General features: G+C 56.3%; 16 protein-coding genes. 8 read left to right on the top strand and 8 right to left on the bottom strand.

The window, feature by feature from the left end:
• The first annotated feature begins 107 nt into the window (after positions 1 to 107).
• The 3 genes from moaC (at position 108) to E1J61_RS09445 (ending at position 2,761) form a co-directional block, all read left to right on the top strand.
• A complete protein-coding gene (moaC, locus tag E1J61_RS09455) occupies positions 108 to 587 on the top strand; it encodes a cyclic pyranopterin monophosphate synthase MoaC (RefSeq protein ID WP_133093804.1) in 480 nt (159 codons plus the stop codon).
• A gap of 132 nt (positions 588 to 719) precedes the next feature.
• On the top strand, positions 720 to 1,703 hold the full coding sequence (locus tag E1J61_RS09450; RefSeq protein ID WP_133093803.1) for a site-specific integrase: 984 nt from the start codon (positions 720 to 722) through the stop codon (positions 1,701 to 1,703).
• Positions 1,704 to 2,194: 491 nt separating this feature from the next.
• Complete coding sequence (locus E1J61_RS09445; protein ID WP_133093802.1) at positions 2,195 to 2,761, top strand: hypothetical protein; 567 nt, start codon at positions 2,195 to 2,197, stop codon at positions 2,759 to 2,761.
• A 136-nt stretch (positions 2,762 to 2,897) separates the two neighbouring features.
• Here E1J61_RS09445 and E1J61_RS38180 read toward each other — a convergent pair whose 3' ends face one another.
• Positions 2,898 to 3,077, bottom strand: a complete 180-nt coding sequence (locus E1J61_RS38180; RefSeq protein ID WP_243736838.1) for a restriction endonuclease — start codon at positions 3,075 to 3,077, stop codon at positions 2,898 to 2,900.
• A 262-nt stretch (positions 3,078 to 3,339) separates the two neighbouring features.
• Between E1J61_RS38180 and E1J61_RS09435 the strand changes: the two genes are divergently transcribed.
• Complete coding sequence (locus tag E1J61_RS09435; RefSeq protein ID WP_133093801.1) at positions 3,340 to 5,139, top strand: AAA family ATPase; 1,800 nt, start codon at positions 3,340 to 3,342, stop codon at positions 5,137 to 5,139.
• A 72-nt stretch (positions 5,140 to 5,211) separates the two neighbouring features.
• On the opposite strand, the gene E1J61_RS09430 is transcribed toward E1J61_RS09435, so the two are convergent.
• Entirely contained in the window at positions 5,212 to 6,183 is a 972-nt protein-coding gene (locus tag E1J61_RS09430; protein ID WP_133093800.1) for a lysozyme inhibitor LprI family protein, read from the bottom strand.
• Between the two features lie 156 nt (positions 6,184 to 6,339).
• Here E1J61_RS09430 and E1J61_RS09425 point away from each other — a divergent pair, with 156 nt between their 5' ends.
• Complete coding sequence (locus E1J61_RS09425; protein WP_133093799.1) at positions 6,340 to 6,582, top strand: helix-turn-helix domain-containing protein; 243 nt, start codon at positions 6,340 to 6,342, stop codon at positions 6,580 to 6,582.
• On the opposite strand, the gene E1J61_RS09420 is transcribed toward E1J61_RS09425, so the two are convergent.
• Positions 6,577 to 7,176, bottom strand: a complete 600-nt coding sequence (locus E1J61_RS09420; RefSeq protein WP_133093798.1) for a recombinase family protein — start codon at positions 7,174 to 7,176, stop codon at positions 6,577 to 6,579. The two genes, E1J61_RS09425 and E1J61_RS09420, sit on opposite strands and share 6 nt — an antisense overlap.
• Positions 7,177 to 7,331: 155 nt before the next feature.
• Between E1J61_RS09420 and E1J61_RS09415 the strand changes: the two genes are divergently transcribed.
• On the top strand, positions 7,332 to 7,937 hold the full coding sequence (locus E1J61_RS09415; protein WP_133093797.1) for an HNH endonuclease: 606 nt from the start codon (positions 7,332 to 7,334) through the stop codon (positions 7,935 to 7,937).
• A gap of 406 nt (positions 7,938 to 8,343) precedes the next feature.
• Here the strand turns inward: E1J61_RS09415 and E1J61_RS09410 are convergent, their stop codons facing one another.
• Complete coding sequence (locus E1J61_RS09410) at positions 8,344 to 10,353, bottom strand: AAA family ATPase (protein WP_243736819.1); 2,010 nt, start codon at positions 10,351 to 10,353, stop codon at positions 8,344 to 8,346.
• Between the two features lie 867 nt (positions 10,354 to 11,220).
• Here E1J61_RS09410 and E1J61_RS09405 point away from each other — a divergent pair.
• Together E1J61_RS09405 and E1J61_RS09400 are read left to right on the top strand one after the other, a co-directional pair.
• A complete protein-coding gene (locus tag E1J61_RS09405) occupies positions 11,221 to 16,170 on the top strand; it encodes a type ISP restriction/modification enzyme (RefSeq protein ID WP_133093796.1) in 4,950 nt (1,649 codons plus the stop codon).
• A 2-nt stretch (positions 16,171 to 16,172) separates the two neighbouring features.
• Positions 16,173 to 16,760 carry a hypothetical protein gene (locus tag E1J61_RS09400; RefSeq protein ID WP_133093795.1) on the top strand — a complete coding sequence of 196 codons (588 nt, stop codon included), beginning with the start codon at positions 16,173 to 16,175 and terminating at the stop codon, positions 16,758 to 16,760.
• A gap of 76 nt (positions 16,761 to 16,836) precedes the next feature.
• On the opposite strand, the gene E1J61_RS09395 is transcribed toward E1J61_RS09400, so the two are convergent.
• From E1J61_RS09395 to E1J61_RS09380, 4 genes are read right to left on the bottom strand one after another with little or no spacing between them, the layout of a single operon-like run.
• The gene (locus E1J61_RS09395; RefSeq protein WP_133093794.1) at positions 16,837 to 17,022 is read right to left on the bottom strand and encodes a hypothetical protein; all 186 of its coding nucleotides are present in this window, start codon (positions 17,020 to 17,022) and stop codon (positions 16,837 to 16,839) included.
• 40 nt (positions 17,023 to 17,062) lie between these two features.
• Complete coding sequence (locus E1J61_RS09390; RefSeq protein WP_133093793.1) at positions 17,063 to 18,115, bottom strand: PIN domain-containing protein; 1,053 nt, start codon at positions 18,113 to 18,115, stop codon at positions 17,063 to 17,065.
• Between the two features lie 38 nt (positions 18,116 to 18,153).
• Positions 18,154 to 18,918 (bottom strand): DUF2971 domain-containing protein, encoded by a 765-nt coding sequence (locus E1J61_RS09385; RefSeq protein ID WP_165971448.1) that lies wholly within the window; start codon positions 18,916 to 18,918, stop codon positions 18,154 to 18,156.
• Positions 18,915 to 19,895 carry an ADP-ribosylglycohydrolase family protein gene (locus E1J61_RS09380; RefSeq protein WP_133093791.1) on the bottom strand — a complete coding sequence of 327 codons (981 nt, stop codon included), beginning with the start codon at positions 19,893 to 19,895 and terminating at the stop codon, positions 18,915 to 18,917. The genes E1J61_RS09385 and E1J61_RS09380 overlap by 4 nt, the downstream gene beginning before the upstream one ends.
• Positions 19,896 to 20,064: the final 169 nt, after the last annotated feature.

Genomic DNA, 20,064 nt, shown 5'->3' with positions numbered 1-20,064 from the left:
GCGAAGCGATGGTTGTTTTGGCATGTTGCTATGATAGCGGCCTCCGGTGGCCGTTCCCATCAGACGGTTCTCCTCCCCGCCAAAGGCCTCCTGCACCAAGCCCTGCCATGACCCAGCTCACCCATTTCGATACCGCCGGCCAGGCCCACATGGTCGACGTCGGCGACAAGGCCAGCACGCACCGCGTAGCCGTGGCCACCGGCACCATCACCATGCTGCCCGACACCTTCGCGCTGGTGCGCGACGGCAGTGCCAAGAAGGGCGACGTGCTCGGCATCGCGCGCGTGGCCGCGATCATGGCCACCAAGCGCACCGCCGACCTGATCCCGCTATGCCATCCGATCGGGCTGACCAAGGTCGCGGTCGACTTTGCGCTCGACGAGGCCAGCGCCACCGTCGCCTGCACCGTCCGCACCGAGACCCGCGGCCAGACCGGCGTCGAGATGGAAGCGCTGACCGGAGTGCAGGTGGCGCTGCTGACGATCTACGACATGTGCAAGGCGGTGGACCGGGGCATGGTGATCGGCAACGTGAAGCTGCTGGAAAAGCATGGCGGCAAGTCCGGGGACTGGTCCGCGAACCCTTGATTCATAAGGCTTTCCAGACAGTCACTGTTGACCGCACTGTGCAACACCTGCGGCGCCGCTGGCGCAGCACGATGATGACGGAAGTGCACAAAAATTCGATCTTGCTCCAATCCTGCTCCATCGGAGACAGGAATGGCTTCCATATCCCGCAGAGGCGACGGATGGCAGGTACGTGTTCGTCGCAAAGGTTTCCCGCTTGAAGTAAAGACATTCACCACTCGGCACGATGCCGAACGGTGGGCAAGGTCCGTCGAATTAGAGATGGACCGGGGTAGTTTCGTCAGCCGCAGTGAGGCTGAATCGACCACCCTTGGGGATGTTCTCGAACGCTACATAACCGACATTTGCCCGTCGATGCGTGGCGGCACTGAAGACACCATTCGGCTACGTGCGATGTGTCGCACGAGACTTGCCAAACTGAGCATGGCTGCGCTGACGCCAATGGCAATCGCCGACTATCGCGATGAACGACTGAAGCAAGTACGGGCGGGCACTGTGATTCGCGAACTGGCTTACCTATCCTCAATCATCAACCACGCACGGCGCGAATGGGGCATCAACATCACAAACCCCGTCGCATCGGTTCGAAAACCAGCGATGCCACAGGGACGAGACAGGGTACTGTCGGCAGAGGAAGAATCTCGATTGCTGACTGCGCTGGCACCGACCGGACGCCGGAATCCGTGGCTTCGACCAATGGCAGTTTTGAGCTTGGAAACGGCCATGCGGCGGGGTGAGCTTTTGCAACTTCGTTGGCAGAACATCGACTTCGAAAGCCAAACTGCCTTCCTGCCAATGACCAAGAACGGAACTGCACGGACGGTGCCCCTATCCCGGAAGGCAGTAGCCCTGCTGAAAGAACTACCGCGTTGGATGGATGGAAGCGTATTCCCAATCAATGCACCGGCGCACCATCAGGCGTTCAAGCGGGCATGTAAGCGAGCTGGACTGGTTGACCTGCGCTGGCACGACCTGCGTCATACGGCGATAACCCGGCTGGCGACAAAGTTGCCGAACCTCATCGAACTGGCGGCAGTCTCCGGGCATCGCAGCCTGACCATGCTGAAGAGGTACTACCATCCTTCCGCCGCCGAACTGGCGAAAAAGATCGGCTGAGCGGACTGGTACTCGTAAAGGAAGGACGTCGGTTTGACGGTGGCCTTCCTGCTACACGGCACCAAGGAGTTGTTGCCTGTCGCGCCCGGCGATGCTATCAGTCTCCATCGAACCCTCTACGCGTTGACAGGCCCTCAATGGAATCAAACCAGCGAATCTTTTATACACGTGATCAGGTAAAGCTAATTACTGACGCATACCGGCATGTTTTTGGTCCCCTCTGTGCCGAACTGCGGGAATATTGGGACTTGGATCGGAAGCGTGATTGGGGTTGCCTGACAAGCGATTTCCACGTCGCAACTTTCGATCAGTATGAGGAAGCCAGTGCGCTTGCGATGCGGGTCGAGGCAACCGTTTTCGATCCCGTTCAACGTGGACATGCCCTACGTGATGCGACACGGAAGACAGGGGTTGGCCTGAGTCTCGGGCCTTGCCCTTGGACAGATCACGGACTGTTTCAATCTTATGAGCAGAATAAAGGAAAGGGGCGATTGACCATCATCCTCGGTCACGATTGGTATCCCATCGTCCCCGCGCGTGCGAAGACGCCACACCCTGTGGATGTGCCCTTGTCGCGCTATGCTGGGTTGCGTGGCCTAACTAAGTACATCAATGTCGGCGCCGTACCCGCGTCCATCATGGACAGATCGGAGATGCTGCTCTTCTTGAACTTTAAGCCTGACTTTCGACCGCCCAACTCACCGACAGTAGGTCCCTTCGAACCATATTCCCGCTGTTCAGAGGGTTTCAATGCGCTCGTCGATGCAGTCAGTAGAACCTTCAAGGTTCAGGTCATTAGCTGGGGAGCAAACGTTTGGGAACTGCTAAGGAAGCAGGTTGCCGACCTACGGAAGCCCCTCGGGATTTGCGTTCATGCCCGTTCACCGGAAGGTTTTGGTCGCCCCTTGGAACTGATCTGCGGTCAACGCAGTATTCCTTACCTACCTCTTGCTCACCCTTGCGACAGGCGCAACTTCAATGAGCAGCACGCCGCCCATGCAAAGGAAGGATTTATCAGAATGGGGCTTGGCGGCACAGGCAAGGTATCACCGCTCTAAAAATCAAACTGTACGAGGAAGCGTGATCCGACACCCCTTCCGATAGTTGTGACAGCCCCAGAACGAACCGTCCTTACCTTGCCGCTCCACCATCTTCACACCGCAGGCCGCACAAGTCGGGGTCTGGTAATCACCCTCAAACGCCCGCGCCAGTAGCATTGCTTGTTTGTCTGGGCCCAAGGCTCTGATGCGCCTCGACAATGCCAGCGCCGTCCAGTAGTTGGATGCCTGCTTCAGCGGCGTAATCCTTAACCGGCTGCCCGATGAAGCCTGCCAACGACCAGAAGACGCCCCGCTTCACCTTTTTCGAGTGCAGGACCCCGCCGAGTGCCCGAACCGGTTCTACCTTGACGGGGGCACGCCATGCGGGTTGCGCTGGTCCAACACCCCACGACTTGGCTATTGCAAGCCACTGACATGACGACGGAGGCTATCGAGGCGGCCGCCGAAATCAATCTGACCTGTGACTTCCGGCTGCATCAGTTTCGACTTGCATGGGCTCTAGTAAATTGCCGTGCATGCCGACGTAGGGCGCTTGGGCCGTTGCGGTGCTACCGCCTGCTATCCCAGAAGAAAAGATGATGCTTAAACTAAAGAAAATTTCAATTGAAAATTCTGGCGCAATAGAAAATTTTGATGTTGAGCTTCCTTTCACGGCTGACGGGTTGCCGAAGCCGCTGATCCTTGTCGGTGAAAATGGGGCCGGCAAGACGACAGCCTTGTCATTCATTGTTGACAGCCTTCTCCAAGTTGCAGCAACGAAATTCAATGATGTGTTAACGCCGCAAGGTCTCGGCACGCTTTACTACCGTCTAAGAAGTCATGACATTCGGGTCGGAGCAACGTCTTCCCTTACACACATCCGCTATGAATATCAGGGGCAGGATGTGCACTATGTGGACCGAGTTGGCGCGGGCGCTGATATAGCTCAAATCCGGCAACGACTGGCCGTACCGCCAGAACTGCCAATGAACGGCACCGAGACAACTGAAAAATGCTGGACCCCGAATGTAGAGCAGGCCGCCGCGACTATGCGAGATGGAGCATATGTCTTCTTCCCGAGCGGACGCAGAGAGATACCTCACTGGTTGCAAGAGAAGGGGCTACATCCTGAGCGTTACTCAACCCAACAAAGGTTTTCCAATAACCTAAGTAAGACGCTGATTGTGGAGACCGCCGCTGAAGATACCGCGATTTGGATTATGGACGGCTTGCTTGATCGAGCCATGCAATACCCTGAGGCCGGGATCATCGTCGCGAATCAAATCTTGCAGGCCATCTTGGAGGACCCGACTGCGCACTTCGCAGTCGCGCCACGCAACGTCTGGCCTCGCGTACAAATCTATACCGGGGTAGCTGCCGGGGCCTTGCCTCTTCCGAATCCGCGTCGAATGGCTATCCCTTCTCTCGCACACCTATCCGCTGGGCAGTCAATGTTGCTATCGATGTTCGGAACGATTGCGAATCAAGGTACGCTGCAGCAAAGGCGAAGCCTTCAGGATGTTGAGGGGATAGTGGTCATCGACGAAGTCGAGGTCTATCTCCATACGCACCTACAGCGGACAGTTCTTCCAAGATTGATAAGGCTGTTCCCGAAGGTGCAGTTTGTGGTAACCACCCATAGTCCGGCTTTCCTGATGGGAATGAGAGACGAGTTTGGAACGGATGGCTTCGAGATTCGCGACATGCCAACTGGCACGCGAATCGACGTGGACCAATTTAGTGAGATTGGGGCGGCGGTTGAAGCTTTGAGTCAATCGACTGCGTTCCGAGATGAAGTCAGGGCTGAAGTCGCACGAGAGAATGAACGCCCCCTTCTCATAGTCGAGGGAAGAAGTGACGCGATTCTCATCGAAGGACTGTGGCGCATATCCACCCATGCCCCACCCCCGTTTAAGATCATGACAGCAAAGGGGAAACGTGGCCTTCGGTACCTGCTTGAAGACGAACAGTTCATTAGCGAAGTTGGCGAGAATCAGCGCGTTCTAGGTCTATTTGACTTCGATGAGGCGTTCGATGACTGGAACGGATGCCATCGGAACTATCCCAACCGGGAAGGTGACGACGAATCGGGGTTACTGCGAAGGCATATCGCCAAGCAAATTTTTGCCGGGTTGCTCCCTGTGCCTGCCGGGCGAGGAGTACAGGCCGGGGAACGGTTCGCGGCAAACTCTACCTTCACAATTGAACTGTACCTGCCGGACGAACTATTGGCAGCAGGTCAGAATCTTGACACCGAAATCTTCCCCGGCGACTTTGCCATCAGAAAGTTCCGTGGCGACAAGGTAGCGTTCGCCGAAAGAGTATCTGCTGCGGGTGAGCTTTTGCCTCATTTCGAGCCGCTTCTTGCTCTCATACGACGAGTCTTGATCGATTGACGACCAGACCCCATACATAACAAGAAAAAAGGATGCCGCGCAGGCATCCTTGATCGTTCGTGGCACGGTCGGTTATGACGCCGACAGCTTCTGGATTCTGTCGTCCACCGCCTTCAGCAGGCATGCCGAATCGGTGCAGGCGTTCCGCTCTTGCTTCATCCATTCGACTTGTTGCGCCTTCAAGCTGTTGACATCGGCGGACTTCGCCTTAGCGGCGCTGTAGGTGGCAGCCAGTCGCTTGTCCGCATCGGCGGTCTGAGGCGAAGAGCAAATCAACTTCTCAATCTTTGACGCCGCCTTGCTGCAATCGAACGAAGCCTCGATGACAGTCTTCTCTGGGGCGGCAGGTGCCGTGGCGGCAATTGCCGGTGCATCCTTGGCTTCAGGTGCAGGCGCTGGCGCTGCAGGTATTGCGGGTTCCTGAACAGCCGCTTGCAGGCTTGGATTCGGGACCGTTACGGCTTGCTGCTGCGCAGCAACTTGGTCAGAAGGCTTATCTTCTTGGACCGGGGCAGCAGCGGGACTGGCAGGTTCATTCTGGACTTCTGCAACTTGTTCCTTCATGGTCGCACCTGACCCGAATGCTGTGTTGACTACATCCTCCAGCGGCACCAGCTTTGACAGCCCCACCGCCATGATGCAGAAGGCGGCGACAGCAGCGATAGCTTGCGGTCCAAACTGCCAAAAGGCTTTTTGCGCAGCCAAGTCCGCAGCGCCTCGGGCGAAGACGTAGTCGGGCATCGCGAACTGCCGAAAGGCGTCGCCAATGCGAGATGCCAGTGGTCCGGCGACCATGAACGCTACCGCAAAGCCTCCGATCACGATGGCAGTGCCCTTGTCACCCGCCAAGAATGCTTGGTAGGCGAGAAATCCAAAGATGGCGGCGCCGACGATGCCAAAGAAGACGCCGAGGCCCCAACCAAACGCCTTCTCAAAGTCAGCCTCCGCCGCAGCGGCTTCGGCGGCTGCAATATCAGCCCCACAGTGCTTGCACCGAATTGCTGCATCTTGAATGTCTTCACTACAGAACGGACATTTCTTCATATCTCTCCCCGTAAATCTGAAATCCCACCCTTGACTGCGCAGTCGTGCCAGTGCGCTTTGATCCACACGGCAGGTGCAGTCATCTAGAATGAACGTTGGCGCAAATAAGGTACATGTACCCTAGAACCAGCCGCATCATATCTGAATGATGCGGGGGTGCCAAACCTCAGCAGTCAACGCCAGAACACCACCCTTGTCGCCCTTGGCGATGCGATTCGACGCATCCGCAAAGAGCGGGGCTTGTCACAGGAACAACTGGCCTTGTCCGCAGAAATCGACGTGAGTTATCTGGGACGGGTGGAACGTGGCGACAACAACGTCGCAGTTCTCAGGCTTGAGCGCATCGCCGAAGCACTTGGTGTGACGATGGCTAAACTGATGGCCGAAGCAGGCTTATGAGGTAGCCGCCGATTGCGCGGTCACGGCTTCCCGGACCCGCATGATGGTTTGCCTGCTGGTCTTCATGTCTCGGGCGATCTGCGCAACCGACATACCAGCACTAAGTCGATCCACCACCACAGCACGCTGCTCTTCAGACAAGGCAGATGGCCTGCCAAACGCCTTGCCTTCAGCCTTAGCACGACGAAGACCGGCCTGAGTACGTTCTATAAGAAGGTCGCGTTCGAATTCGGCCACCGCGTTGATGACCTGCATGGTCATCTTCCCTGCCGGGCTGGTCAGGTCAACGCCACCAAGCGCCAGACAGTGAACGCGGACGCCAGCGGCTTCCAGCCGTTCCACCGTTGCCCGGACGTCGATGGCATTGCGCCCCAGCCGATCCAACTTAGTTACGATAATCACATCGCCGTCTTCCAGCTTGTCCAGCAGCTTGGAGAAGCCTTTCCGTTCGGAAGCGGCCACCGAACCCGACACAGTCTCCGCGATGATGCGCTGCTTGGCGACGCTGAATCCCGCCGCCTCGATTTCCTTCACTTGGTTCTCAGTCGTCTGGTCCGCAGTTGATACCCGGCAATACGCAAACAGTCGTGACATCCGCACCTCATGTGTCCGTAATGGGAGTACGAAATATACACCCTGTCCACAAGGTTTACAAGCCTACTTTCGGACATGGGTCTGGACGGGGGTCCGGCAGTGGACGGTTTCGGACATACTGCTTATCGAACCGTGGACCGTTGCTAGGGGAAGCAATGACAAATGATCCAGCACATGTCATCGAAACCGCCTGCCGGTATCTCTCTAAAGATGATCCCGCTGGCGCCGCTCATGCCATCGCCACTGAATACCCTTTCGCACCGAAGCCGAACGGTAGCCAAAGCTACCCGGCACGGTTCATGACCAAGGTGTTCGTCCGAGATGGATTCATCGATCGCTATCGCGGGACGCGGTTGGTCTTTCCGCCCGTTCTGCGGTTGCTGTCCCTGTACTTGCCAAGTGAATTCCCATATCACAAGAACTGGAAGATGAACGAGTGTCACCCGGCCTACTGGGAATTGTTGGCAACCATAGATCATGTCATTGCTGTTGCCGGGGGCGGATCAACCGACGAGGCGAACTGCGTGTCCTGTTCGATGCTGACCAATGGCATCAAGTCGAACTGGACGCTCGAACAGTTGCAATGGACGCTTCTCCCTGAGGGCGACATCGAGAAATGGGATGGCATGGCCGGTTGGTTCCTCAATGAGATTCGTCGGAACCCCGCCCTGCTGGATGAAGGACCGGCAGCGGCCTATCTGAAGCAATGGTACGGACCGGCGAAGGAGTTCGTTCGTACATCTCCCATCGATGCGCTGTGACTGGCGTAGTCGCTCGGTTCGAGACGGGTACTTCGAAAGCGGCGATTCGACACGGGTTTCGACCGGTTGAATATCGAACCACTTGCGTCCCGGTTCGCCTGACCCATACCCATTTGGGACCAGCCGGTCACTTGTCTTCACTCCCTGCGGTCGTGCGCTTCGCGAGGACGGGAGCCAAGATCAACATCCATATCTCGGCAAGACATGTGCATATCGACCGGACGGACGCGGCGCACCCCGGTTACCAAGTAGCCACAGGAAAAAGAAAAAAACCAGTTCTTGTTTTTTCAACCTTTGGACAACAGGACACCCCTAAAGGGGTGTGTCCGTGTCTGTCCGTATTAGGTCGGTGATTTCAGTCCAAGGACCAATCGATCTGCCGTGGCTGTCCGCTTGTCCACGAAGACTAGGTATTCACCCAGTAGTAGTCGCCGTGGTTCCCAACGCGACCCTCGCGAATCAGTTGCTTGACAGCACGTTCAAACGCCTTGCGCTGCGAATCAGCCGTACCCGTACTGATGCCCGCTTCGATTGCAGCAGGTTTCCACTTGTCCTTATGAACAACCAAGGCAGGGCCGAACATGCCAACATCCTCTTGCAGTTCGGCATCCGGTGTTTCGCCGAAGACATCGGCAATATCCCGCAATACACCAAGCGCCTTCACCGAACTGGCAGCCAGACGCGTCTCTGACTTATTCCGGGACGGTACATCCAGCGGAATCAGTACGCCGGCAGTCTCACCATCACCCAAGGATACGCCCTCGATCTGAAAGTGGAATTCGAAGTCTTCAGGGCCATCCTTCATCTTGGTGCATTGAAGAACCCGGAGATCGCCGCTACGGCGTTCAACCCGGTATTCGTGGTCCATAGCTGCTTTCAGTGCCGATGCGCCACGTGCCCGATCTTTCTCGCTGTTCCCGGAATGGTGAACGATCACGACCGACGCATTGAGCGGAATACGCAGGTGCGTGTCGATCTTGCTTATCAGACGGTTCACGTCGGTGTTGCTGTTCTCGTCACCACCAAAGTTACGTGCCAGCGTGTCGATGACGACCATGCAGGGCTGACCAGCCGGAACCCGCCTTGCGATCTTCTGGGACAAGTCGCTGGCCGCGTCATCGTCTGAGAGAGAGACAGGGAACTTCAATACGTGCAAGGGCATCTCTTCACCGGCAATGCCTTTCGTCCTCGCCCACGCCCTCATCCGGCGACGAAAGCCCGGAACGCCTTCGCCGACAATATAGAAGACCGGGGCGGTTTCCACCGCTTGACCGTGCCAGTCAGTGCCGGTTGCAACACAACACGCCCAATCAAGTGCGATGAAGCTTTTGCCGCTACCGGATGCACCGAACAACATGCAGGACGTGCCCTGTTCCAAGACACCATCGATCAGCCAGTCGGTAGATGCCGTCTCGGCCATGAAGTCAGCAGCCTGAACGAAATCATCACCACTGACAGATTTTTGCGACACCGGCAACGCAGCGATTTGGGCACCCTTCTGGGCACTGTCACTCGACAGCGCCTTCGCAATGGTCATCTGGCCGTAGGTCTGGCCAGCGGAATGATCTTCATCCCATTTCGACCGGATCAGCGCAGACTCGCGGAACAGGCGGTCGATCTGGTCAGCGTCTTGCGTCCAGTACGCCAACAGGTTTGCCAGTGCCTGATCTGCGTCCGACTGGCTTCCATAGCCAGACCAATCGCCATACGTGAACAACTTGGTGAATTTTTCGCTGTTACCAGCACGCGTCGCCCGCGCAAGAATTGCTTCATCGCCGAGGTCGCCATTGCTGGATTGCGTCAACGGCAAGACGTTGGAATCAACTTCATTGGCAGCCGAAGCCTTCGTGTATTGCTTCGACAGCCAGTCAATTGCTTCCTGCTTGTTCGTTACTTCATTGGCGGCAGCGCCGAAGACGTGCCCGGTGACCGTGAAGTATCGCGGACTGCCCTTATCGTAAAATTCGAGGCGGTTGTCCGGCCCTGACTTACCGCAACGAGGGAGCGTACCCTTCACGAGGATATGAAGGCCGTCACCGCTAGGCGAATACTCGACGTATGCACCGTCGAACTGCTCGACGATTTGTTGCGCCCACGGTTCGAGACTGTCATCAATGGACAAAACGTGGTCCAGATCAATACCGCAATTGCCGTCACGCAGCATCATCCCGATGCCATCGAACCTACCGCCTTCGTAGGCCGTGCGGACTTCTTCGAAAGTTGCCCAAGTTGTCGGGTCGTTCGGCTTAGCGTACTGGCCGTTCGCTTGCAAAGGCGGCTTGGTCCAGTCGTTGCCCTTTTTAACCCACCGCCACAGGACCCACTGCGGGCGGCTGTCCTTCATGGATGCAGGAATGCCATCAAAGTTGACCTCAAGGCAGTCCGGCCTTTGTTGGAGGGGAAGCGCCGACATCATTCAGCACCTCGCGAGAAGGTCATTGCCAGAAAGAGCGGGACAGACGGCGATTGGAGAAAAATTACATAATTGGTTTGATTCATTGGTTGTTGCGCACAATTGCGCATAGCAATCGGTCTCCCTCGCCGGGACTGGCAGCATAGGCGCGAGCGGACGCACCGCATGGCGCAGGAACGCGACCAGACGGCAAGGAAGCCTCGGGTATTGAATTGAGTTCTCGGAGACGAATGGCCGCAGCAGACGCAGGAACGCCATGCGAGTTGCCAAGACGCAAGAGGGCCGAGAACGGCTTAGGTACTGCTAAGGGAATTCATATAGCGCCCGACCAGAACAGTCGAAGCGTTGCGGCAGAAGCCGCTCAGTGGTGTTCAGCCAAAGACATGAACGAAAATCAAGTAATACATATTATGCCACGGCTGGGAAGTTCTTGTCAAACGAATCCTTGACATGTAGTCGAATTTGTTGCTGGGCTACGCCATTTGGCAGTCAGCGCAACAGTGCCCCGAAGTCACCGGCCCTGCCACGGCTGCAACCGGCGATGCCAGACGTCGTCCCACGCTTGCTCATGTACCGCAGGGATGGGCATCGGGTCTCCTTCAGGATTGATCGTGCATCGAGGCTGACCAGTTCATCTGTAATGCCTGCGTCACCCACAAGCAATCCGCCATCGGGCTATCACAACCTGCTGCCGTATCTTGCGGACAGGACCTTAACCGGGAATACGTGTTGTGGCAGATCGATCACACGCATGTTGCGAGATAGTTGTCTTACCTGCACAACAACGTGACCCGCCCGATACCTCGCGCCCGGAAGGCATAATACGAGTCCTCGCCTTTCCCCAAGCGACTTTCGGACGACAAGCCAAGAATGACCGCACTCGAAAAACTGCTCGACGCCTTCCGCCAAGCCGCCGCGTCCGAACGCGAGAAAGGAACCTACTTCGAAGAGTTGATCATCTGCTACCTGCGCAACGAAGCCACTTACCGCGACCTGTACAGCGATGTGTGGACTTATGCACAGTGGGCGGACGTGCAGGGTCTGGACAAGCGGGACGCCGGTATTGACCTTGTCGCGAAGACCCAAGGGACAGGCGAGTATCACGCCATCCAATGCAAGCTGTACGCACCGGACTACAAGGTCCAGAAGAGCGACATCGACAGCTTCTTTACGGCGTCCGGCAAGAAGCCGTTTGTGCGCCGGATCATTGTCGCCACGACGAATCATTGGAGTGACCACGCCGAAGATGCCCTGTATGACCAGCAGCCACCGGTCAGCAAGATCGACCTGACCGCCCTTGAAGAAAGTCAGATCGATTGGGACCAGTACCAGCCGAAGGCGGCACCGGTCATCAAGGCCAAGAAGCAGTTGCGTCCGCACCAAGTCAGTGCGTTGAACGCAACTGTTCATGGTCTGGAAGCTGCTGACCGGGGCAAGCTGATAATGGCATGCGGTACAGGGAAAACTTTTTGCAGCCTGAAGATCGCCGAAACCTTGGCCGGTGCAGGCAAGCGGGTACTCTTTCTTGTTCCAAGTCTGTCCCTGCTGTCCCAGACCCTGACGGAATGGACGCAAGAAAGCGAGACGCCGCTGCATAGCTTCGCGGTGTGTTCTGACAGCGACGTGGGCAAGAAGCGCAAGAAGGAAGACGACGCTGTTCAGACCTTCGTCCATGAATTGCGCTATCCGGCCACTACGGACGCGGCCCGGCTGGCGGCGGAGATGGCGAAGCGACATGACGCATCGCACATGAGCGTCGTCTTCAGTACCTACCATTCCATCGACGTAATTAGCCGTTCCCAGAAGGAGTTCGGGCTTGCTGACTTCGACCTGATCGTCTGCGACGAAGCCCACCGCACAACCGGTGCGACCTTTGGTGACGACGACGAAAGCGCCTTCGTCCGGGTCCACGATGCCAACTACATCCGGTCTGCCAAGCGCCTGTACATGACCGCAACGCCGCGCATCTATGGCGATTCGGCCAAGGCGACGGCTGAACGTGACAACGTGGCGCTCTGCTCGATGGACGACAAGGCGCTGTACGGTGAAGAATTGTTCGTCATCACCTTCTCCGAAGCCGTCAAGCGAGAATTGCTGGTCGATTACAAGGTGATTGTGCTGGCAGTCGAGGAAGCGCATGTCAGCCGCCGCCTGCAAGACCTGCTACGAGACGACAACAACCAGTTGAAAGTTGACGATGCAGCCCGAATCGTCGGCTGCTGGAAGGCGCTTTCGAAGCAGGACATGACCGGCGACTTGGTAGACGACGACGCCGCCATGAAACGCGCCGTGGCCTTCTGTCAGGTCATCGAGGTTTCGAAAGGGGCGAAGACGCACAAGGTCAGTTCGAAGCAGATCGCCGGAATGTTCCAGGCTGTTGTCGAGGCGTATCAGGAAAGCGAGGAAACAGAGGACTTCGAACAAGCGGCCCGGCTTCACTGCGAAGCCGACCATGTGGACGGCGGCATGAACGCCAGTGTGAAGGAAGCGAAGCTGGCATGGCTGAAATCCGAGACGCCGGAGAACACCTGTCGCATTCTCAGTAATGTCCGTTGCCTGTCTGAAGGTGTAGACGTTCCGGCGCTGGATGCCGTGCTGTTCCTAACGCCCCGCAACTCGCAGGTGGACGTGGTGCAGTCTGTAGGCCGGGTCATGCGCATTGCGCCCGGCAAGAAGCGCGGGTATGTGGTGTTGCCAGTGGTGATTCCGGCTGGCGTCGAACCGCATGAAGCCCTGAACGACAACAAGACCTATGCCGTCGTGTGGCAGGTCTTGCAGGCGCTGCGTTCGCACGATGACCGCTTCGACGCGATGGTCAATAAGCTGGACCTGATTGGCAAGGACACCAGCAAGATGGAAGTCATCGCCATCACGGACAAAATCCAGAAGAAGCAGGAAAGGACGAAGGGCACCAAGAACAAGGACGCCGGGCGCGATGAGTTCAACCTTGGCAAGAAGACGAAACGGCGTCCTAAGCAGGAACAGCAGCAGGAAATGCAGTTCGAAATCGGTGAGATCGAGAAGGCCATCTATGCCAAGCTGGTCCAGAAGGTCGGCAACCGGCACCATTGGGAAGATTGGGCCAACGACATCGCCAAGATTGCCCGGACCCATATCGACCGCATCACCGGCATCATCGAAAAACCGGCAAACGCCAAGGAACGGGAAGCCTTCCACGCCTTTGCCCATGAACTGCGGGATGACCTGAACGGCAGCATCACGGACGGCGAAATCGTTGAAATGCTGGCGCAGCATCTCATCACCAAGCCGGTGTTCGATGCACTGTTCCAAGACTACAGCTTTGCCCAGCACAACCCCATGTCCATCGCCATGCAGAACGTTCTGGACGTGCTGCATGAACACCGGCTGGACAAGGAAGCGGACACGCTGGAAAGGTTCTACGCCAGTGTGAAACTGCGGGCCGAAGGCATCGACAACGCGGCAGGCAAACAGAAGATCGTTGTGGAGTTGTACGATAAATTCTTCCGCAATGCCTTCCCCAAGATGACCGAGCGACTTGGCATCGTCTATACGCCAGTTGAAGTTGTGGACTTCATCATCCACAGCGTCGCCCACATCCTGCAAGCCGAGTTCGGGCAAACCCTTGGCAGCAAGGGCGTGCATATCATCGACCCGTTCACAGGCACCGGCACCTTCATAACCCGGCTGCTGCAAAGTGGGCTGATCAAACCGGAAGAACTGCCGCACAAGTACAAGCACGAAATCCATGCCAATGAGATCGTGCTGCTGGCCTACTACATCGCAGCCATCAACATCGAGGCCGTGTACCACGGCACCGTTGGCGGCAAGTACCAGCCCTTCGAAGGTATCTGCCTGACCGACACCTTCCAGTTGTATGAAAAGGAAGACATGGTGGATGCCCTGTTGGCAAACAACAGCGCCCGCCGCAAACGCCAGAAGAAGCTGGACATTCGCGTCATCATCGGTAATCCGCCGTATTCAGTCGGTCAGAAGGATGACCATGATGAAGCAGCAAACATTCGATATCCAAGCCTTGATCAGTCCATCAGAGAGACCTATGTGCGAAGGTCCACTGGCAATCCGCGCAGCCTCTACGACAGTTACGTCAGAGCATTTCGGTGGGCAAGCAATCGTATAGGTAACGCGGGGATCATCGGCTTCGTAACCAATGCAGGATTCGTCGACGGTAAAGCCGCCGATGGAATACGTCTTACCCTTGCCGAAGAGTTTTCCAGTATTCACATTTTCCACCTACGTGGATTACGCGGGCAAAAGACCTCTGGCGAACGAGCAAAAAGAGAAGGCGGCCAGATATTTGGCATGGGAAGCGCAGCAGCCATTGCGATCACCATATTGGTCAAGAATCCCAAGGCGGCGACGCATGGTCAGATTTACTTCCATGACATTGGGGATTACCTCACCCGCGATGAGAAGCTTGCAAAAATTGCGGGCTTCATGAGCATTGACGGCATTGCGAAGGAAGATGGCTGGAAGAGTATTACGCCGGACGCTCATGGGGATTGGATCAAGCAGCGCGTAGACGATTTTTCGGACTACATTGCTATGGGCGATAAAAAGGGCGTAGATTCTGGCAACCTCTTTGAGAACTATACGAGTGGGGTTAAGACGAATCGTGATAGCTGGGCCTACAACTCATCTAGGTCTTCTCTTGCATCAAATATGGAAAGAATGATTTCTTTCTACAACGATTGCGTGCATGCGAGAAACCACGATGACATTAATGACCCAAGCAAAATCGCTTGGTCATGGGTGCTTCGTGGTCGTTTTGAGAAGGGTGCGACCTGTGATTTCATCCCAACGTCGATCACTGAAGCCATCTACAGGCCATTTGAGAAAAAATGGATGTACTACGACGGATTCTTTAATGAGAACCGTTATCAAATGCCGCGCATTTTCCCAGATAGCAATGCCAAGAACATTGTTATTGGCATTTCTGCACCCAATCAACGAAGCGTGTTTTCGGTAATGATTTCGAACTGTGTACCTAGCCTGCATGCCGTCGATATGTCAGGTTCACAGTTCTTCCCTATGTATATCTATGACAGTGGTTCAAGTAGCACAATAACGAAGCAATCCAGCCTCTTCGACAATAACAGCGACGTCCCGGCCACGCCCAATCGCCTACGCCGTGATGCGATTACCGACGAAGGCCTTGCGCACTTCCAGTCTGCTTATCCGGGTGAGAAAATCAGCAAGGAAGACATCTTTTACTACGTCTACGGCCTGCTGCATTCACCAGATTATCGGGATCGCTATGCCGACAACCTGAGCAAGGAACTGCCACGCATCCCTTGCGTGAAGACCGCTGCCGACTTTTGGGCTTTCTCCAAGGCTGGTCGCGATCTGGCGGAACTGCATCTGAACTATGAGACGGTCGAGAAGTACCCGTTGCAGATCGAAGATGGCGGCCTGCTGTTGAAGGATGCCGATTACCGTGTCGAGAAGATGCGGTACGGCAAGAAGGGTAAGGACAAGGACCCAACCACGCTGATCTACAACGACAAGATCACCCTCACCGGAATCCCGCTGGAAGCCTATGACTACGTGGTGAACGGCAAACCGGCACTGGATTGGGTCGTGGAACGTCAGTGCGTGAAGACCGACAAGGACAGCGGCATCGTCAACGATGCCAACGATTGGGCCATCGAAACTATGGACAACCCGCGTTACCCACTCGAACTGTTCCAGCGCGTGGTGACGGTCAGTTTGGAAACGATGAAGATCGTCCGGTCGTTGCCGCGTCTCGATATTCAGCAGCCGGGGCAAGCTGACGGGAAGCCGGTGGACGAGATGATCCAGTCCGCGATGACTGCCTGAGAATGCTCACAACATTCGAAAATGACCTGAAAGCGGTCATCGGCCATCCCACGACCCTACGCCCTTTCGTATGCAACGGGTCGCCGCTGGACTGTACCGTGTTCTTGGTTGGGCTGAACCCGGCGACAAAGTTGAAGGCTGGATTTTGGGACTTCTGGGTACCGGGCGTGGGCTTCGATCGCGAAGCATGGTTCAAGACCTATGTGGACGAACGAGTGGCAGCAGGTCCCAACCCGGGCAAGACGCGTGTCACCAAGGCGTCTCGCACGCGCAGACTTATAAACCACATGATCGAAGGCGCGGGTTCCGTCAAGGTACTGGAAACAAACATCTATTCCACGGAGAAGGCGTCCTTGTCCGATCTCCACCCAAATGAGAAGGAAACCGCGCCATTCGACTTCCTTCTTGGCCGCATCAAACCTCGCCTGTTAGTGGCATTTGGCATTGACGCTCATCGTCACCTTGCCAAGCAAAAACTCGATGCCAAGGTCTTGGAGATACCGCATTTCGCTGATCGCGAAGCGGGATGGTCGAATGACAAAGCCTTCAAGCTCGGCGAACAGGTGAAGGTATTCGTCGGAACGGCCTGATGCTCCGGCCTCGTTCGTAGAATTCACCGATCAACGGTTCCACCGGTTCGAACCCGCTCAGCATGCGATTCCATTGTCACACGACCTCAAAGTCCTCATGCCGGAACGGCGCATACACTTCGCCGTCGAAGAACACGGCATAGACACCGGTCCGCTTGCCGTAGGCGACGATTTGCACGGTCTGGCCGACGAGAAATTCGGTACGCGGGGTACGGGCGTTTAGCACCTTGACGACCGTACCGTGGTCAAGCGGGGTATTCATAGCTCACCTTCCCGACAGGGGTTCGTGTCGGCGCCGCCGCCTACGTGTCCAATTGATCCCAATCGTCGCCAAGCATCCAGCGAAGGGCAGACAGCTTGCCGTTGACCATGCCCCACTCGAAGTCAGTCCAAGGACCATAGTTTCCTTCGCCAAGCTGCCTTTCTGCCCTCTTGGCGGACCTCAGTGCGCCTTTCCAGATGTCTTCCGCGATATGGGTCTGCGTATTTAACTTGCGCTTGGCCCATCCATCGTCCCATGCTTTGCGACTGACGATCTTGACCTTGCCTGTTTCGACCTGCCAAGCCCTGTACTTGTGCCGGTTGTACCAGACCTGCGTCGTCAGGCGGTCCATCGCTTCCAGTATCTCTGTGAGACTCCTTGGTTCTTGCTGCCATTCCTGTTCCCACATGGCGTGGGTGACATGCATCGGGTCGATACGGCGCAGGCATTCGGTCAAGTTGATGAAGTACATCGACTTGATCTTCGAGAAGGAACTGGCTAGGTCGGGGTGCGGCAGTTTTTGATTGCCGTTGACCATGCTGAAGTCGTGCTTGTTGTGTGTCACGAAGGCGAACCGCTGACCCGTACCGCCCATCTTCCGCACGCATTCAACATAAGTTTCGATCAGGATCGCGTCTGCCATCGAGTTCTTGTTTTCGTGGTGGCACGGCGCTTTTCGATGCAGCGCACGATCTGCTGCTCGAATCTTCACCTCATCGGTGGCCTCTATGATCGGCGCGGAAGTGAGTATCTTCTCGATTCGGTTCAGGACACCTTCAGCCGCACCGCCCATGATCGGAATGCGATGGTCTATGTCCGACAGATAGGCCAGAACCTTGTCCTTCTGCCTCTTGTCGCCGTCTGCCTTGCGGATCGCGTCTTTGACCTGATTGAAGTGGCTGGAAAGGCCCTTCGCGCTGGACTTGGCAACCCGCGTGCGGTTCTTCTGAAACTCGTTGACGACAATGCGTGGCACCAGAAGGTTCACGCGTTCGGCAGCAACAAGGTCTTCGAGTAAATCAAGCAGAGGGGTCTGTTTGGCGTTCTCGGCAAGGTCAAGCCAGACGCTGGTGTCGATGAGAAGGTGGAACATTGGTTTGGATAGTTGTTCTTGCCAATGCCGCTGCTGCGTCAGGCGATCTCCCGCACGTCAATCTTGAACTGGCGGTCATCCCGTACTGCCTCGAAGAATTTGACGGGATGACCCCTTCGCCCAACCCATTCTCGGATTTTGGTGCGGTCGCTTTCCGGCATGCGAAATCCGAACGTGACGCTACGCAGCAATTCTGCCGGGTAGCTGTGCAGCCCGGGGCCGCTTTCATGGTCGATGATCCTGTACTCGGATTCATATGACCAGCCGGTGAATTTGGTAAGGAAGACCAAATCCACCTGATCTGAGGTCGTGGTGGTGAAGACATCAACAACGGGATATGTGTCCGAGTAGCGAACTTCTTGGGCTGCCCCAAAAAACGGCGTAGTGTCGCCTGCTTCGAAACCAAGACAGTACCCGCGATGTTCGTCCGCATAGTGCGACCACATGAGGATGCTGTCATTGGTCGCTGACAGACAGTAAATCCCAATGTTGTCAGCAAGGGCTGATAGCAACCCTGTTCGCATGCCTTCCCATGTTTCTGGGTTTCGGTGCCGGCCCTCTCTATAGATGCCGAAGGCTCGCGCCATCGCTTCATCGGGAGAAAGGTGCGGTTCCTGCTGATGCAATCCCCTTGCAAGCCTTGTAACAATGTCCCTTTCTGACCCCTCAAAGGTGAACCAAGGCCGGCATTCAAAGGGGTCATTCAGAGAGGCCGGTGACGCGAACCATACGCTCGGTGTTGAAAACAGCGCCTCTGAGTATTCGCCAAGCATTCCATACTTGTACAAGACCCCAACGGTCATCGTTTCGTCTCCATGTGAAAGATCAGCGGTTCCACCAGTTCGAAACCACGTAATTCTTCCAGCCATCGAATCGGGATTCCGGCAAGACCCCTAATGCCCGCCAGACCGCCAGCGACGGCAGCAGTCGTGTCAGTATCGTGGCCGAACAAAATAGCGGTCCTGACTACATCCTCGAAAGAATCCTCTTCCAGTGCCTTGCGTGCTGACCATAGGCAGTCCAGCACGTAGCCGGTCCCACGTGGCTGGTCCGTCTTCCCGAAACTCCTCAACACATCCAGTTCGGCCTGGAACGCTTTCCGCTGTCGTTCACCTGTCCAGTCTTGGTAAATCTCTTCAAGACGGCGGTCTGCCCATGACCACGGATCGGGTAGCTTGCACAGGTAGCCTCGGGCGGCCAGCGAGAAGTATGCGCAACCCACGAGCGACCGGGGATGGGCATGGGTCGGCAAACTTTGAAGGTGCGCGTCCTTCACAAGCTGTTCGTCGCTACCGCTATGCCATAGGGCTAACGGCAGAACCCGCATGAGGGACCCATTTCCGTTGCTGCGTTCATCGGTCCCACCGGATTCGTGCGGCGAGACACCATCGCGAAGGTAGCCCAACGCCTCGGCAGTCTGGATGCCACAGTCGAAGACATCGCCATCGACAGCCATGTAGCCATCATCCAGCCATTGCAACAGTCGGTCGCCGAAGTCGGTCAGATTTAGCTGTCCACAGTCCGTCAGACTTGCCATAAGGCAAAGTGCTTGGGCACCATCATCAGACCACGTTCCGGGTCGGACCCCGGCATGTGCCCGCCTGAATCCGACTGGTGGCACCATTTCAATCAGATGGCGCTTTGGCAGGTCTTCCGGTGAATGAAATTCGAACGGTACGCCCAAGGCATCCCCGACCAGTAGGCCCACCAGTCCGCCAATGGCAGCATTGGACGCATGGTCCGTCAACAGTGCGGCGAATCCATTGTTCTTGTCTGTCAATTAGCATTCTCCAACTGTTGGACCATTGGTCGCATATGGTAGCGGCTGGCGCGACCAATGGTGTCAACGGTAGCGATGGAACCAGTGCCCACCAATGGCTGCTAAGACAACTGTGGCTTGACTGTGGGCAGCCATTGGGGACATAGGAAACGGGTGACGCCGCCAATGG

The organism is Cupriavidus sp. L7L (assembly GCF_004353535.1).
In the GTDB taxonomy this organism is placed as follows: domain Bacteria; phylum Pseudomonadota; class Gammaproteobacteria; order Burkholderiales; family Burkholderiaceae; genus Cupriavidus; species Cupriavidus oxalaticus_A.
Note: the sequence above shows the minus strand (reverse complement) of the source record. Positions and strands in the feature narration are given on the sequence as shown.